Annotated in this window: 14 protein-coding genes, 1 tRNA gene and 1 pseudogene; 9 read left to right on the top strand and 7 right to left on the bottom strand. The window is 57.2% G+C overall.

The features are described from left to right. Positions 1-44: 44 nt before the first annotated feature. Positions 45-5,594 carry a DUF3320 domain-containing protein gene (locus tag ACQ5BM_RS30575; protein ID WP_429819354.1) on the bottom strand — a complete coding sequence of 1,850 codons (5,550 nt, stop codon included), beginning with the start codon at positions 5,592-5,594 and terminating at the stop codon, positions 45-47. Positions 5,595-5,868: 274 nt separating this feature from the next. On the opposite strand from ACQ5BM_RS30575, the gene ACQ5BM_RS30580 reads away from it, so the two are divergent. The 4 genes and pseudogenes from ACQ5BM_RS30580 to tnpC form a co-directional block, all read left to right on the top strand. Continuing rightward, entirely contained in the window at positions 5,869-6,009 is a 141-nt protein-coding gene (locus ACQ5BM_RS30580) for a hypothetical protein (protein WP_429819356.1), read from the top strand. Between the two features lie 65 nt (positions 6,010-6,074). After that, on the top strand, positions 6,075-6,800 hold the full coding sequence (locus ACQ5BM_RS30585) for a hypothetical protein (protein WP_429819358.1): 726 nt from the start codon (positions 6,075-6,077) through the stop codon (positions 6,798-6,800). A 15-nt stretch (positions 6,801-6,815) separates the two neighbouring features. Further along, entirely contained in the window at positions 6,816-7,268 is a 453-nt protein-coding gene (locus ACQ5BM_RS30590) for a hypothetical protein (protein WP_429819360.1), read from the top strand. A gap of 37 nt (positions 7,269-7,305) precedes the next feature. Further along, positions 7,306-7,899 (top strand): annotated as a pseudogene (gene tnpC, locus ACQ5BM_RS30595) (IS66 family transposase); the annotation flags it as partial. Here tnpC and ACQ5BM_RS30600 read toward each other — a convergent pair. Then, positions 7,896-8,204, bottom strand: coding sequence for a hypothetical protein (locus ACQ5BM_RS30600; protein WP_429819362.1), 309 nt, complete (start codon positions 8,202-8,204; stop codon positions 7,896-7,898). The pseudogene tnpC and the gene ACQ5BM_RS30600 sit on opposite strands and share 4 nt — an antisense overlap. Positions 8,205-8,419: 215 nt before the next feature. Between ACQ5BM_RS30600 and ACQ5BM_RS30605 the strand changes: the two genes are divergently transcribed. Then, positions 8,420-8,728: a hypothetical protein gene (locus ACQ5BM_RS30605; protein ID WP_429819364.1), complete on the top strand. Its 309-nt coding sequence runs from the start codon at positions 8,420-8,422 to the stop codon at positions 8,726-8,728. A gap of 363 nt (positions 8,729-9,091) precedes the next feature. Here ACQ5BM_RS30605 and ACQ5BM_RS30610 read toward each other — a convergent pair whose 3' ends face one another. Continuing rightward, positions 9,092-9,295, bottom strand: a complete 204-nt coding sequence (locus ACQ5BM_RS30610) for a hypothetical protein (RefSeq protein WP_429819366.1) — start codon at positions 9,293-9,295, stop codon at positions 9,092-9,094. A 607-nt stretch (positions 9,296-9,902) separates the two neighbouring features. Here ACQ5BM_RS30610 and ACQ5BM_RS30615 point away from each other — a divergent pair. Beyond that, positions 9,903-10,181, top strand: a complete 279-nt coding sequence (locus tag ACQ5BM_RS30615; protein WP_429819389.1) for an HU family DNA-binding protein — start codon at positions 9,903-9,905, stop codon at positions 10,179-10,181. A 51-nt stretch (positions 10,182-10,232) separates the two neighbouring features. Here ACQ5BM_RS30615 and ACQ5BM_RS30620 read toward each other — a convergent pair whose 3' ends face one another. After that, positions 10,233-10,436: a cold-shock protein gene (locus ACQ5BM_RS30620; protein WP_429819391.1), complete on the bottom strand. Its 204-nt coding sequence runs from the start codon at positions 10,434-10,436 to the stop codon at positions 10,233-10,235. Between ACQ5BM_RS30620 and ACQ5BM_RS30625 the strand changes: the two genes are divergently transcribed. Next, entirely contained in the window at positions 10,347-10,598 is a 252-nt protein-coding gene (locus tag ACQ5BM_RS30625) for a hypothetical protein (protein ID WP_429819393.1), read from the top strand. The two genes, ACQ5BM_RS30620 and ACQ5BM_RS30625, sit on opposite strands and share 90 nt — an antisense overlap. A 49-nt stretch (positions 10,599-10,647) precedes the next feature. Further along, a tRNA-Ile gene (locus ACQ5BM_RS30630) sits at positions 10,648-10,723 on the top strand. Positions 10,724-10,925: 202 nt separating this feature from the next. Here ACQ5BM_RS30630 and ACQ5BM_RS30635 read toward each other — a convergent pair. After that, entirely contained in the window at positions 10,926-11,813 is an 888-nt protein-coding gene (locus ACQ5BM_RS30635) for a hypothetical protein (RefSeq protein WP_429819368.1), read from the bottom strand. A gap of 550 nt (positions 11,814-12,363) precedes the next feature. Between ACQ5BM_RS30635 and ACQ5BM_RS30640 the strand changes: the two genes are divergently transcribed. Beyond that, positions 12,364-13,242 carry a LysR substrate-binding domain-containing protein gene (locus tag ACQ5BM_RS30640; protein ID WP_429819370.1) on the top strand — a complete coding sequence of 293 codons (879 nt, stop codon included), beginning with the start codon at positions 12,364-12,366 and terminating at the stop codon, positions 13,240-13,242. Positions 13,243-13,245: 3 nt separating this feature from the next. Here ACQ5BM_RS30640 and ACQ5BM_RS30645 read toward each other — a convergent pair whose 3' ends face one another. After that, positions 13,246-13,797, bottom strand: coding sequence for a gluconokinase (locus ACQ5BM_RS30645; protein ID WP_429819374.1), 552 nt, complete (start codon positions 13,795-13,797; stop codon positions 13,246-13,248). A gap of 2 nt (positions 13,798-13,799) precedes the next feature. Beyond that, positions 13,800-14,176, bottom strand: a 377-nt coding sequence (locus ACQ5BM_RS30650) for a TRAP transporter large permease subunit (RefSeq protein WP_429819376.1), incomplete at its 5' end; no start/stop codon positions are given.

The raw sequence follows: 14,176 nt of genomic DNA on the forward strand, positions 1-14,176 counted from the left end.
CGCGCCCTCAGGTCTTCATGGTGCCCTTACCCCGAGGCTAACCGCTACGCGATGTTCGAGGACAGCATCCCCTCTCGCTCCACTAGGACGCCATCGCCCTTTAGAATCTGGACGCGCGCCAGGATGACTTCGCGCAACTGACTGCTCGTCGCCTTGAAGCCGAGCCCTCTTGAAACCGCATTTACAGCCTCATCCGGAGTGGCTCCCAGACTGGATTGTACAGCTGCCTTCAACCCTTCATCGATCTCCATAGGCGGGAGCATCTCGACACGCCTCAATCCAAGCGAACTCACATTGCTACGATCACGCAGCGAGATCGTGGAGCCTGGCCACAACAAGAAGTCGCCGGATCGGTGAATCTCGCCTCCGTTGACGGCGACACGGATCGCATTTCCTACGTGGGTATCGATGCGGTTTCCTGCTCGCTGAAGTCCCCATGCGCTGCGGATCCGGGTGACGACCTCGTCGCGGTGGATCGGTCCTTCGACCGACACGGTATCCCTGATGAGCTCGACCATGCGCCCGGTGGGCAGCTCGTGCAATTCGCCGGAGATATGCGGTCGGAGTTCGGCCTCTCGGTAGAAGGCGTTACGTTCCGGTTCGGCAACGGCTTGAAGTCCCACTTCGGTAAGGTTGGCCCTCTCTATGGTGACTATCTCCACGGGAACTGCCGGGGACGGAGACGACTTCTCCGCGTTGGAGAGTGCGTCCGCTTTCGCCCGCTCGATGGCGGCAACCAAGCGATCCAGCTCCGCCTTAGGCCGCTGGAACCAATCGGTGCTCCAGATCCGGTGAATCGTCCAACCGTGGTCTTCCAACACCGCCTGCCTGAGGCGATCTCGATCGCGAGCCGAACGTGACTCGTGATACGAGGCTCCATCACATTCAATGCCCAGCAGGTACTTCCCGGGCACCTGGTCGTCTGCCACCGCAAGATCGATGAAGAAGCCCGCGATGCCGACTTGCGGGTGGACCTGATAGCCCTTGTCCTGCAACGCGGTCATAACCTGCTCCTCGAATACGCTATCCATGCTGCGATCGGTGCGCTGCGTGATCGAGAGCCGCCCGGTGCGGGCGTAATGCAGGAACAGTTTGAACGCGAAGACGCCCTTGCCCTTTCCGCGCTCGAGATCGATGTCCTCGTCGGTAATCGAGGAGTAGACTTCGCAACGGCGTTTTGCGCGCGAGATGAGGACGTTGAGCCGCCGCTCCCCACCCTCGGCACCTAGAGGTCCAAAGCGCATTCCCATGTATCCCTGCGCATTCCGGGCATACGCGACGGAGATAAGGATGACGTCTCGTTCGTCTCCCTGAACGTTTTCAAGGTTCTTTACGAAGAACGGCTCGGACGGGTGCGAATGGAAGAACTGCTCGGTTTCCGGATGGTGCCGACGCAGGAGCTCCAGCTGATCTTGGATCTCCCGACGCTGCTTGATCGAAAACGCAGCCACGCCCAACGAGAGGTTAGGGGACTGGAGCGCATGCCGGATAATGGCTTCCGCGACAACCTTGGCCTCCACCTTGTTTGCGCCGTCCTCGAATATGCCGGCTGGTACGTGATGGAAGCGAAGTCCCATGCCAGCTTCCTTTGTGTAGGGGCTGGGCACGATGAAGAGTTTGCTGTCGTAGAACTGCGAATTCGACACAGCGATCAGCGACTGGTGACGGCTGCGATAGTGCCACCGAAGCATGCGTTCGGGCAGCCCCCGTGCTGAGAACAAACCGAGGATGCTTTCGATATCGGAGACCTGCGCACCATCCTGATCGTCGTCTTCGTCGGAAGTGCCGGACGTCATCTTCGAGAAAAAGCGTGTCGGGGGCAGCTGTCGTTCGTCACCGACAACGACCACTTGTTTCGCACGCGCTACTGCGCCCAGCGCATCGACGGGCTGAATCTGACTGGCCTCGTCCATCACGAGGATGTCGAATTCCAGGACGCCAGGAGGCAGGAACTGGGCTATCGACAGCGGGCTCATCATAAACACGGGTTTCAGAGCCTGAACCGCAGGCGCCGCCTTCTGCATCAACTGACGGATCGGCATATGCCCACGACGGCGCGCCATCTCGCCACGTAGAATGCCGACCGGCCCCATTCCGCTGACCGGAGGAATCCGCTTGTGATGCGCCCGCACGACCTCCAGGCGAGACAGCGCCATCCGGCTTTTATCCAGCGTTGCGAACTCGGTGACCAATCGGCTGTGGACTTCACCGTCGAAGCGGGCGAGTTCCGGGTCGGCCGCGTGTTGATGCCGGAGTATGGCTTCGTAGAAGGCCATCTCAAACGACGCGATGGCGCCGTCAGGTCTTATACGACCATCTTCAAGACGTTGCACGACCTCACCGATCCCAGCGGCCGTCGCATCCTGCGCACGTCCCTTGTAAGCAGCCCATTTCGAAAGCTGCTCTTCGGTAGCGATCCACTCGGTAAGCTTCTCATCGATGCGAGAGAGGTGGGCCGAACCCAGGCTTGGAGCTCCAAACACGACGGTCGGATCTGCCTTCAGAAACTCGCCAATCTCCGATATCGTCTTGCCGAACGCTTCGCCGGCCCTAACGGCGCTGGCCGCATTTGCGGCAACGGCGGCCCGGTTGGCAACCCGTGATGCCAGTGTCCTAATGTCCTGGTTGTCGAATATCCATTGGCTGATTTCTGACAGGGACTGCCAGTTCGACTGCGGCCCATGCCATTCAGATCCAAAGGCGGCGCGTCCCATCTCGCCGGCAGCTTCGATCGTGGATTTGAGGTTCTGCAGCGAGAAGAGAAGCCGGAGCATTTGTACGCGGCCGCCCGCAGTTTCCGGCATTACGCGCGTCAACTCCGTATAGACGCGATCGGCCTCGCTTATCTCGCGTAGCGACGGCGCAGCCTGAACAAGCGAGACTTCCAGGGGATCGGTTGCCTCTGGGAAGAGAATGGCCGCCACCTCGCCGAGGTCGGTCCAGAGAGCAAGAAGATGCCGTCTCGTTTCGTACAGGAGCGACTGCGCTTGTTCACAACGGGTTGCGACCGACTGCTTGTCGGTTAATCGGCTGGCGATCTGACGCGCCTCGGTGCCGACACCTCGCAGGCTCCGCATCCATAACACAAGATTTTCGAGGGGTTTCGGATCCGAGCGCTCTCCTCGCCAGTCCGCGCCGAAAGCGGAACGTCCGAGGGAATCCCCGTCCTTGATGACCGAGCGAGCCTGTTTGCCCCGCTGCAGGAGATCAAGGATACGGACTGTCTCAGCCGGCGTCGTCTCCGCCATTACCGTTCTGAGCAACGCTTTTGTCTTGCGCCAGTCACCGCTCAGGAACTTGAAAAAACGGTTTCCGTGCATGGCAACCGTGGTCCGCGCTGCGACCAGATCCAGATCCCACGCCTGATCGGAGATTTTACCACCCAACTCCGCGTTGACTTGCTTGAAGGTCGCTACGGCTTCGGCCAGATCACTCGCCTGATCGAGGCCACGTTCCCAGATCGCCGCCACGAAAGCATCTGGGCTCGCGTCCGGGGCGTCTGCGACGCGCTGACCAATCGCGATGAGCCGCTCGATCGACGAGAGCGTTGGAGAGGCATTTACTCCAAGCATTGTCCGCAACCCGTTGGCTGCGGTGAGGAACCGCGGGACGAGCCCCGTTAGTTGCGCGATCGTATCAAACCCCGATTGGGGGAACTCCTTTGGAAGGCGTTCGAACTGGGAGAGGAGCGGCGCGGGCGCGACGCCCCAGGCCTGCTCGCTCATCAGCGACTTGAACTTGTCCGAAAGACGTTCAAACGTGGAGCCGCCTTCAATCGCTTTGGCGATCTGCTCACCTTGGCTGGCCCAAATCGCATTCGCGAGCGCGTCGTTGGTCGCTTGCCGCGGACACGTAGCGAGCCGGGCGGCAAGTGCCGCCTCGTCGGCAAAAGCCCCAATCGTCGGAGCAGCAGGTCGACTCAATTCGGCGGCTACGTCGTTTATCGCCGTCCTGACATGTGAGAGCTCTAGCTGCGCATCCGCCAGTCTCCTCACCAGGCGTTCAAGATCGAGAGGCGTGATCCCGGTCAGGCCGACGCCATACCAGGGATGAACTGTTGGTAATCCTATGTCCTTGATGCGTTCCGCCAACTCCGAAAGGAGCATCACGACGCGCTCTCTCGTTTCCGGTGACCACGTCGTTCCGTTGGAAAGCTCGATCTCGGAAGGCGGCATCCCCTGCCGACGCAAGCGCGACAGATGACCAATCACCTGATACGGCGACAATCCATATGGCAGATGCACGAGGTGCATGCGCCCGGCGTGGGCATTTAGGGAATCTCTTGTATCTGTCAGACGCTGATTCAGTGCGGCACCCGACTCTCCCTTTGGAGCCCCCAGCTCCCACGTGTGCTGCAGTTGGGAGAGAACTGCACGCTTGTTCGCCTTGTTGCTGTGTAGCTCAAGACATGCATCTCCAACCCCAGCCTGGTCGAGTCGACGCTTGACCACCTCGAGCGCTGCCATCTTCTCGGCGACGAACAGGACGGACTTTCCGTCGGAGACCGCAGCCGCGATGATGTTCGCGATCGTCTGTGATTTGCCTGTGCCCGGGGGACCTTGGATGACGATATCGCGCCCGCGGCGCGCTTCGTGGATTGCGATCGTCTGAGAACTGTCCGCATCGACGATGTGCGTCATCTCGCTGGGGCTGATGTGGTCGTCAATCTTGGCATCGTCGCCCACCAGCTCCTCGGTTTGCGAAAAACCGTTGGATACCAGCGATGTGATGAGTGGGCGGTCCGTGAACTTTGCATCCTTTGGCCAGTTCGCCGGATCCAGGTCGCGATACATCAGGAACTTCGCGAACGAGAAGAACCCGAGGACGATATCGTCAGGCTGAACTGACCAGGTCGGTTTGATCGAAACGGCTTGTGCTACGCCGGCAACGTAATCGGTAAACGAGAACTCGTCTGTTGCTTCGAAGGCCGGCATGCGGATCTTGTGCACTCGGTCCAGAAGCGCCTCCAATGACAAGTTGGAAGCAAAGTCATCCTGCCGGGCCCTCAACTTGAAGCGTTCGGCCGCACTGCCACGCTCAAGCTGGACCGGTACAAGGATCAAGGGAGCATAACGGATGTTCTCAGCGTTGTTGGGGTCGACCCATTTCAACGTGCCGAGCCCGAGGAAGAGGATGTTCACGCCCTGCTCTTCTTCGAGAGTCCTGGCATCGAAATAGAGGTCGAGCAATCTCTTCTGGAGGGCGTTCGGAGTCATCCGGGTTTGGAGCTTCGTATCTCCATGGCGAACAAGACGTCCACTTTCGTCCCGGTCATCATCATAGGGGAGAGCGAGCTCGACCAGTTCTTCTTCCGGTTCCCCTTCTTTGGGGGCCCTGCCCTTTGCTCCCGCCAGGAAGGTCATCGCCTTACCTTCGCCGACCAGGATGCGGAACACCTCCGCCGACTGCTCATCCACGATATCTAAGGTCTTCGCGCTCTTCGAAAACCGGGGAACATTCAGGAGACGGTTGCGAGCAGAAAGATCGAGAAGTTCGGTCCTCGCGCGCTCGATCTTCGCTTCAACGGACAGATTGCTGTCGAAAACGGACTGTTCCTGTCCTTCCGCCGTGCTTTCCAAACCGATGTCGCTCATGCTTTCCTCCGTCGCGAACTCACCGGGAGTCATGCATAAACACATCCAGGGGTCTAGTGCGTAACTACATCAACTTACACGTTTATAAGTTTCGCAGAATGAAATACGACCGACATGGCATGGAACCCGCGCTCGTTGAAGCCGCAGTGAGCAGGCAGGATCGCAAATCTCCCGTGTTTTTTGCCTACACATATATTTCATATCTATTATATAAATGGAATTAATCCTTGCGCGTTCCTGAAACGTCGGAGAGAACAAGGCCAGGGAGGGAAGAGTGCCCGATTCTTACGAGAACGAACACGACATCGGCCGTTATCTCGCATCTGTCGAGGAACGCGACGTCGATCTTCTCCTCATGGAGGAGTTCCACATTAGCGATGACTTTGCTTCGTGGTTCTGCGGCATATTGGGCTAGGTCCAGTCCGGCCCGGAGGGGCGTGGCACAGCGTATCAGACATTGATGGCGAGACGGATCTTCTTTTGCGCGTTCATTCTGGCGGCACGCGGATCGGTGTCCTCATCGAGAATAAGATCGGCGCGCCTGAGCAAGACCAACAGGACGAACGGTATCATATCCGCGGAAATCGATCTCGGGAGGCAGGGAAGTTCGACGCCTATCTTACGGTTATGTGCGCCCCACGGCGTTACCTTGAGGGATTGCCTTCCGACAGTCACTACGACCACCAGGTGGAATACGAATTGATCGCCGGCTGGTTCGCTTCGCTCGCTGGGCGTCGAGCCGCTTGGCGGCACCGCGTGATGTTAGAGGCGATCGAACAAGGGTGGCGCGGATACGTGTTGAAGGTAAGCGCCGTCCACACGGAGTTCCACCAGGAATACTGGGAGCATTTGAGACGCAAGCATCCTCGCCTGCAAATGGTCAAACCGGGCCCGAGGGGATCAAAATCAAACTGGATCATTTTGAAGACACACAAGTTTCCGAAGGGCGTCAAGCTCCGGCACAAGGTCGACCAGAGCGTAGTGGAATTGGGTTTCCCGAGGAGGACGGTGGAGGAAATCCTGAGCCTCCGAAATGAATGGCCAGATACCATTTCCGTAATCCAGAAAGACGGAACGGCATCTCTTTCCATTGGAGTACGCCAGATAGAAGTCAAAGCTGGCGTCGCCGCCCAGATCGACGCAATCGAGGAGGCGCTGCTAGCCGCCTACATACTGTCGGAATACGCAAACCTGTTCTCCGAGTAACCTCGGAGCAAGATCATGGATCTTTCCCACATGGCTCCAAGCATGCGCATTGTAAAACTAAGCAGAAGCGAATTTCCAGACTTGAAAAACGCGCGATCGTTCTTCCTGTCGGAACTGCCCGCCCGGAAACCACCGGGAAAGTTCTGCGTGACAGAGGCCAGGATTAGTCGCAGCAGCGGCCTCGCGACAGACGACTATCTCGTGTTCACCTTCAACCGTCGGATCATTTTTACGGCTCGCTCCGACAGCCGACTTCAACTCAATGCTGGCGAACACCGCGAGACCCACCCATGGTGCTTCACCGTGAAGCTTGCCACACTTAGCGAGACCGACGTGGAGATCGAAGCTTTGGAACACAAGTGCATTCAGTTGGGGATGAAGCCAACGAATGTAGCAAGTTCACAAGGTTGGAACCGACTGCCAGCGTCGCCACAGGTCGACGATCTTTGGATGTGGCTTCGGGAATGATCGCGGCGATTTCGCGCAGTCCAACCGAGCGATAGTCATCGAATACGACAGGATTGGACCGAACATTCGGCTTGCCTATTGTTGGGCGCATGCCCGCCGCAAGTTGGTGGAGATCACCCGCAAAGGAACCGCACCGATTGCCGAGGACGGCGTCAAACGGATCGGTGAACTGTATCGGGTCGAAACCGAATTGCGCGGCCTTGATCCACAGGCTCGCATGGCCGGGCGACAGGAACGGTCTGCGCCGCTGATCGCCGATATGCAGGCCTGGCTCGTCCATCACCGTGCCCGTGTTGCGACGAAGTCCCCACTCGGCGAAGCCTTGGCCTACATCGTCAAATACTGGGATGGCCTGAAGCTCTTCCTGACCGACGTTCGGATCGAGATCGACAACAACGGCGTCGAGCGCACCATTCGGTCGATAGCCCTCAATCGCAAGAACGCACTCTTTGCAGGACATGACGCGGGCGCAGAGAACTGGGCGACCATTGCCTCGCTCATTGAATCTTGCAAACTCAATGCTGTTGATCCGTTGGCCTATCTGACCAGAACGCTCACCGCTATCGTCAACGGCCACAAACAAAGCCGGATCGATGAGCTTCTACCGTGGGCCTACGTCGCAACGATTTAAGCTCGGGTTCTTTTCTTATGAAACAACCGGAAAAAAGCCCAAAGGGCGATCATTCCAAGAAAGGTGGCGAGCGCCATGGTAACGACAAAGCTCGCTACATCGGGGTCGCCGAGCAGTTGCCGCTTATACCATACTAGCGGCGAGCGAATTAACGCTATCGCCCCCGCCAAATACACGCCCCATTTAAAATCGATGTCACGATATGAAAGTACGATGAGGGTACCTATTCCCAACATCGAAAGCGCAGAAAAAATACTTATTGGTCCGAGCGTGAGCTCGCCCCAGATCGCACTAAGTTTGTCCACCGAAAGGCCTCCGTTCGACGTCAACGGATAACAACTCACGGTAAACGTCCCATGAAAAAACTGGTGACAGTTTATCGACAACGCGCGCTCAAGTTGATCCGGGAGATGGGCTCAAAACACCGCTTACTTTTGATCTCGACCAAAACGCACGTGCCGACTAGAATAGGCTCAACATTCGGGGCATTGCGATTGAGCCAGCCGAGGGATTTTCAAGCATGGTCCTCGATGTTTTTCTCCTCGACACCAACATTTTAAGCGAGGCACGGAAGAAGAAACCGCATCCGGTGCTGGCTGACTGGCTGCGAAGACAGGCGCGTTTAGCGATTCCCTTTCCGGTGTTCGTTGAGCTTGAACGAGGCGTGGTCAACGCTCAGGCAATCAATTCCCCAAATGCAATGCCACTACGGTCATGGCTCGATGAACTTCTAACACTTGACTTTGTCTATCCCGAAGTCACCCCGGCCTGCGCACGCTACCTCGGGGCTATGTACAACTGCCGCCGCTCCGAAACCTATGGTTCGTGAACCCGAAATCCGCAAACCGGAAGCCAGGGCAGGATTTGTTTATCGCCGCGATTGCGATCGCCCACGAGATGCCCCTCGCAACACTGAACATACGCGACTTCGCGCTCATAAATGCCTTTTTTCCCTTGCCCGGCATCTATCAGCCGATCCAGGATCAATGGCTCTGCCAACAGAGGCAAACCAACCTGCTGTCACCGCCACTGTTAGATCGCCTGCGTCTTCCGTGGTTACGGCGTCGTACGCCCCGAAGAGGACAAAAGCCGCTACTGGCAAATCTACCGCGATGAGCGAGTGAGTGAGCCAACAGCAAAATTTGGGGACCATCGTTGGTCTGATCCGCAGCCCGCGTGACCGGCGGCGCGATCATGTGGTTTCGTCGTCCGATGGACCCCCACGAGCCAGGAACTCGGCTGTCGACCGCTTCGATCCCGGGTCTTTGATAAATCGGAGTTCGAACGTGCCGCCGACGTCTTTGATAAGTTGCAGCGCACCAGTCTTCGCATCGTTGAGAACATCGGCGATGTCTTTCTCGGCGTCAGATCTGTTCCACTCGCGTGTGCGGCTCATCCGAGTTCCTAAACTGAAGGAACACACATTTTAGCGCGGAACAGCATCTTCGATAAGCCGCCGAACAGCAAAATTGCAGACGCCGCATCGAAGTTCCCGACCAACGGGAACTCCGTGGGGTCTAGTAAATAGCAAATGCTCAATCGCATTTCAGAGCGGAGGGGTGGTCCAAAACGAGAGTGTCGCAGCCACCTGAAACGCTCGCGTGGCTGCGGCTCACTTCGCTACCGTGGCTTCGATGGCTTGCGCACGGCGATCCTTAGGGGCGTGTGGGGCACTCCCTTCTTTATGACAATCCGCCGGCCGAGTGGCTGAAATCCGATCTCGTCCAGGCCTGAACCCAGTGAGTCGTTCTCGTGAGCGACTTCATTCGTTTTCCTGTCCCCGCGAAAAGCCGAATAACGATGAGCTTGCCTGTCTTCGTCCGGAAGCTGGACAAGCTAAACGACAAGCCGGCCGCCGAAAACACCCCTGTAATGATGGGGAGCGCCTGGCAACCAATCTAATTGTGGAAATCCCACAGAAGCGGCGCCGGCCGTTGTGCTTGCCGATGACAGGGATTCGCCTGCCTGCCAAGCTCTTCCGCGATCAACAAGAGGGGAAGATCATGACAACTACAAACGAAATCGCGGATGAGATTGCCACAACCCACGGCCTGACAAAGGTTCAGGGGAAGGCAATCGTCGAAGCGGTATTCGCTGCGATCACTGCGGCGGCAGTCTCGGGCAGCGAGACTTCGATCCCAGGCTTCGGGAAGTTCAAAGTGAGGGACACTCCCGAACGGGAAGCGCGCAATCCGGCCACGGGGCAGACCATTAAGGTCGCCGCCGCAAAGAAGCTGAGCTTTGCACCAGCCAAGGCCCTCAAGGACGCGCTTAATAAATAGGCTGGCGTATGAGGCTCGGGACAGGCCGGGCCTCATCGAAGAAACTGGTCGTCAGAACGATCGAACGTTCTCGGCCTTCGACTTTCCTGTCTTGCGGTCTTGGCCAAGATCGTAAGAGACCGATTGGCCCTCCCTCAGGACATCACCGTATTGCAGCGCGGAGACATGGACGAACACGTCAGTGCCACCGGCATCAGGCGTGATGAAACCAAAACCCTTGTCTGCGTTGAAGAACTTTACCTTACCCGTCGCCATGTTGCCCTCGCCTATTGCTACGTCGTCGGGCAACCTATTTTTCGCGGTATGCTAAATCAAGCCAGTAGTGCTGCCGCCCTGCGCAAATCGCCACAGACAACCGGCAAGCTCATTGTCGTAGCCGATCGCGAGAGTGCCTTTGAACGCCACGTGAAATCATAACAACACGAACTTGATCTGTCGCCCAGCCGTCCTTAGATTTCTTTCAGTGGGGCCTGTAGCTCAATGGTTAGAGCCGTCGGCTCATAACCGATTGGTTGCAGGTTCGAGTCCTGCCGGGCCCACCAATTCGTCCACAGACGTCCAATACAGTCCACAGACGTCTCCCAGACCCTAACGTTTCCAAGGTTCTTTGGACTACATGGGACACGTCTGGACACCCCAGCGATTCAATTGGTTGGCACCGTTGTTGGCACCGGAATGTCGCTCGTGTGCCGATGCCGAATACGGTATTGCGCAGCAGAGATTGGGAGATCAGAGTCCTGAAGGCTATATCTTCTCAGCCACGGACGAACTCGCCGCGGCGCTTTCGTCCGGTTTGATCAAATTATCTGGAAGGCCTGCCTGTTCCAAAGATGCGCGGACATTGATCTGCGCACGGCGAGAATCGATCGCTAGACGCTCGATAGATTCCGTATCCCGTTTCAGATCATCGGTGCCGGACACTTCGTGACGAAGATGTCGCAAAATCTCGTCGTGGAAATATTTTGCCCAGTGGTATGCGTATCCCTCACCCCATTTATCAAATCCCTCCTTCGCGCCAGGTACTATCTCCACCACCGTTTTGGAGAGGGTGCCGGCGTTAACAAGCCCGCTCTTGTTACGCAGAGGCAGACTAAGCAGCTTCATCATCATCGCAGCATGGATGATTATGCTTTCGTAAGCGTCGAAGACCTTCAACGACTTGTCACTGAGATAAAGCCTCGGAAGTGTCCTATCGATTGCGCCTAAGAGTTTGATCTTTTCGTCAATGTCGAACGGCTTCACAAGCGTTTCGATAAACTCAATGATCTTCGGATCATCGCCGTCCTTTATTATCTGCTCGGTGTTCAGGATTTTCAGGTATTCGACGAGCATCGAAAAATGAGAAAGTCCGTGACGGGCGCGCAACAACAATTCAGCCGCCTCCAGACGTTTCGTTTGGATAGCGGAATCGCGATCTCTCCGGGCCGAAACTAGAAACGACCTGATCTGCTCTAGCTCCTTTTCGTTGTCCCGGATGTCTGCCTTGAACGTCTCCAGCTTCTTCTCAAACCGGTGCTCGACTGACTTTGAAAAGAACTTTGCCAAGGTGTCACGCATTAAAAGGGCCACCACCCCTATCACCCCGCTAGAGGCGACAACACCAAACAACCACTTCCAGAATTCGACAGACATGAACCGACCCCGCAACGGTAACCGGACTGTTGTAGTTTCGATTCACCTGCGAAGGAACAGGGGTAATTTGACGATCAATACAATCCACAGGGCTGGACTCTCGCAATACTCAACTCCGTCCACAGAAATCCCATAAAATCCCAAGAATGTGTTGGCACCAGTGCTGGCATCGCGACATACTTCTGAGTGAAACACCGCAATTACAATAAGTTAATCGACTTAGACAGGTTCCTGCCGGGGCCCCACCACAGCACCATGCTTGTCGCCAGATGCTAAGCGAATGGTCGGTACGTCACCGCAAAATCGACGCAAGTGCAGCTGCCTTCGCGGCCACTTACGGCCTTCCCAGAGGCGGCTGGTGATGTTCTGCTTCTTATGGGTATTCTCGAGTGCATCGTTGTGTCCTTAATCTGTCGTGGCTCGTTTTCTTACAGCTCGGCAACGCAGCAATGCAGTGGAGATTACGCATTACTGCGTTGCCGCCTCCGCGGTACTTGGCGGGACGGACAACAGGTGATCTAAGGATCCAAACCTTCTATGGACACCACGAATGCACATTCCTATCAAGCCGATCTTCGTGTTCCACACCGCCGCCCGCGCGGGCAGCATTTCGCGTGCCGCCAAGGAACTCAGTGTCACGCCGTCAGCTGTTAGTCAGCAAATCCAGACACTCGAACTGCAACTCGGCGTCGCGTTGCTCGCGAAAGCCGGCCGCGGAATCGTGCTGACAGAAGCAGGTGAGCGCTACTTCTCAATGATCGCCGACCAAGTGGAGCATATCGCCGAGGCAACGGCGACGATAAAAGGCTTTCGGTCCGTCACGAGCCTCACAATTCGAGCAACGCCAACCCTCTCCAATAAATGGTTGCTGCCGCGGCTTGGCGCATTCCTTGATGAGCAACCTGATCTTGAAGTCCGGCTGGATGGTACCAACGAGCCGACCGATTTCAACCAGGAAATCGTCGACATCGAGCTTCGACACGGGGACGGGCGCTGGCCCGGCCTGTTTGTCGAAGGGATCGCAGAGGAGGAATTCCTGCCAGTCTGTGCGCCCGGCTACGCGGCTGCTGGCAGTCTCAAACCGGAAGAGCTCCCGAACTTTCGCCTCATCCATTCCGCCAAGTCGCAAGCCCAATGGACGACCTGGTTTCCCTTGGCGGGCGTGACGCCGACGGAGCGTTGGCAACGGGTGCTGTTCGACCGCAGCCATATGGCGATCGATGCCGCCGTGGGTGGCATGGGCATTGCGCTCGAGAGCACGTTGATGATGGAGGGAGAGCTTTCTTCGGGTCGTCTGGTCTGCCCGGTCACCACATATCCGACCATCCGACTGGTGACCCAATGGATCGTCTGCCCGTTCGACCATCTCCGCCGTAAGAAAGTCCGCACATTCCTTGATTGGTTGCGTGCCGAACTGGATGCCTGCTAAGTCCTAAACTGAATGCTCATTCTCAAGGCGGGCAAGCGCTGCGGCAACAATATCTTCCGGTGCCAAGCGTATATCCACGCGGATGACGCTCCCCTCGTCCTCTGACGGAGGTTCCAGGGTCGACATCTGACTTTCAAGCAGCGATCCGCTGGCAAAATGCCCCTTTCGGCCGGCAAGCCGCTTGGCGATCAACTCAGGAGACCCGGCGAGATAGAGGATCCAAAATGGCCCGATCCTGTGGCGCAGGAAATCACGGTAGCTGCGTTTGAGCGCCGAACAGGCGATGATCACGGGACCGGGCGTGCCGGCTTCAAGCGCGGCAACCGCCACAGCCGACAGCCAAGGCCATCGCTCGGTGTCTGTGAGACCGATGCCACGACGCATGCGCTCGACATTTTCGACGCTGTGGTAGCTGTCGGCTTCGATGAATGTGCCGCCAAGCGCAGCCGCGAGCCGGGATGCGATCTCGCTCTTTCCCGTGCCGGCAACGCCCATAACCAGGATTGGACGGACCTGCGCCCAGGAAAGGCGCAGGTCCGTTATAGCATCGACCATTCTTAGTACATTCCTAGCAGGCGTATCGGTCCCAGCGTCAGGACCGGAAAGAGGACCAGCGCGAAGATCGCGAGCGTCAACACTGCCATTGGCGCGAGCGAGCCGCGGATGACGTCCTCTACCTTCATGTTGGCAACCTGAGCTGCCGCGAACAGACAGACACCAACAGGCGGGGTCACGAGACCAAGTGTCAGCGTCATGACGGTCACGATCAGGAAATGGATCGGATCGATGCCCAGTGCTTGCACGGGAGGCATGAGCACCGGAATGAGGATGAACATGGCCGGGATCGCCTCCATGAAAATGCCGATGATCAAGAGAAACACGAAGATCACCAGCATCCCTGTCATCGGTCCAAGGCTCATGGCCTGCAAGAGAT

The sequence above is a fragment of the Ensifer sp. B1-9 genome (assembly GCF_050474445.1).
GTDB lineage: Bacteria > Pseudomonadota > Alphaproteobacteria > Rhizobiales > Rhizobiaceae > Ensifer.

What these genes read in the sequence shown, in the direction of transcription:
- ACQ5BM_RS30575 (WP_429819354.1), bottom strand. Translation starts at nt 5,594, where the DNA reads ATGAGCGACATCGGTTTGGAAAGCACGGCGGAAGGACAGGAACAGTCC.
- ACQ5BM_RS30590 (WP_429819360.1), top strand. Translation starts at nt 6,816, where the DNA reads ATGGATCTTTCCCACATGGCTCCAAGCATGCGCATTGTAAAACTAAGC.
- ACQ5BM_RS30605 (WP_429819364.1), top strand. Translation starts at nt 8,420, where the DNA reads ATGGTCCTCGATGTTTTTCTCCTCGACACCAACATTTTAAGCGAGGCA.
- ACQ5BM_RS30610 (WP_429819366.1), bottom strand. Translation starts at nt 9,295, where the DNA reads ATGAGCCGCACACGCGAGTGGAACAGATCTGACGCCGAGAAAGACATC.
- ACQ5BM_RS30615 (WP_429819389.1), top strand. Translation starts at nt 9,903, where the DNA reads ATGACAACTACAAACGAAATCGCGGATGAGATTGCCACAACCCACGGC.
- ACQ5BM_RS30625 (WP_429819393.1), top strand. Translation starts at nt 10,347, where the DNA reads ATGGACGAACACGTCAGTGCCACCGGCATCAGGCGTGATGAAACCAAA.
- ACQ5BM_RS30620 (WP_429819391.1), bottom strand. Translation starts at nt 10,436, where the DNA reads ATGGCGACGGGTAAGGTAAAGTTCTTCAACGCAGACAAGGGTTTTGGT.
- ACQ5BM_RS30635 (WP_429819368.1), bottom strand. Translation starts at nt 11,813, where the DNA reads ATGTCTGTCGAATTCTGGAAGTGGTTGTTTGGTGTTGTCGCCTCTAGC.
- ACQ5BM_RS30640 (WP_429819370.1), top strand. Translation starts at nt 12,364, where the DNA reads ATGCACATTCCTATCAAGCCGATCTTCGTGTTCCACACCGCCGCCCGC.
- ACQ5BM_RS30645 (WP_429819374.1), bottom strand. Translation starts at nt 13,797, where the DNA reads ATGGTCGATGCTATAACGGACCTGCGCCTTTCCTGGGCGCAGGTCCGT.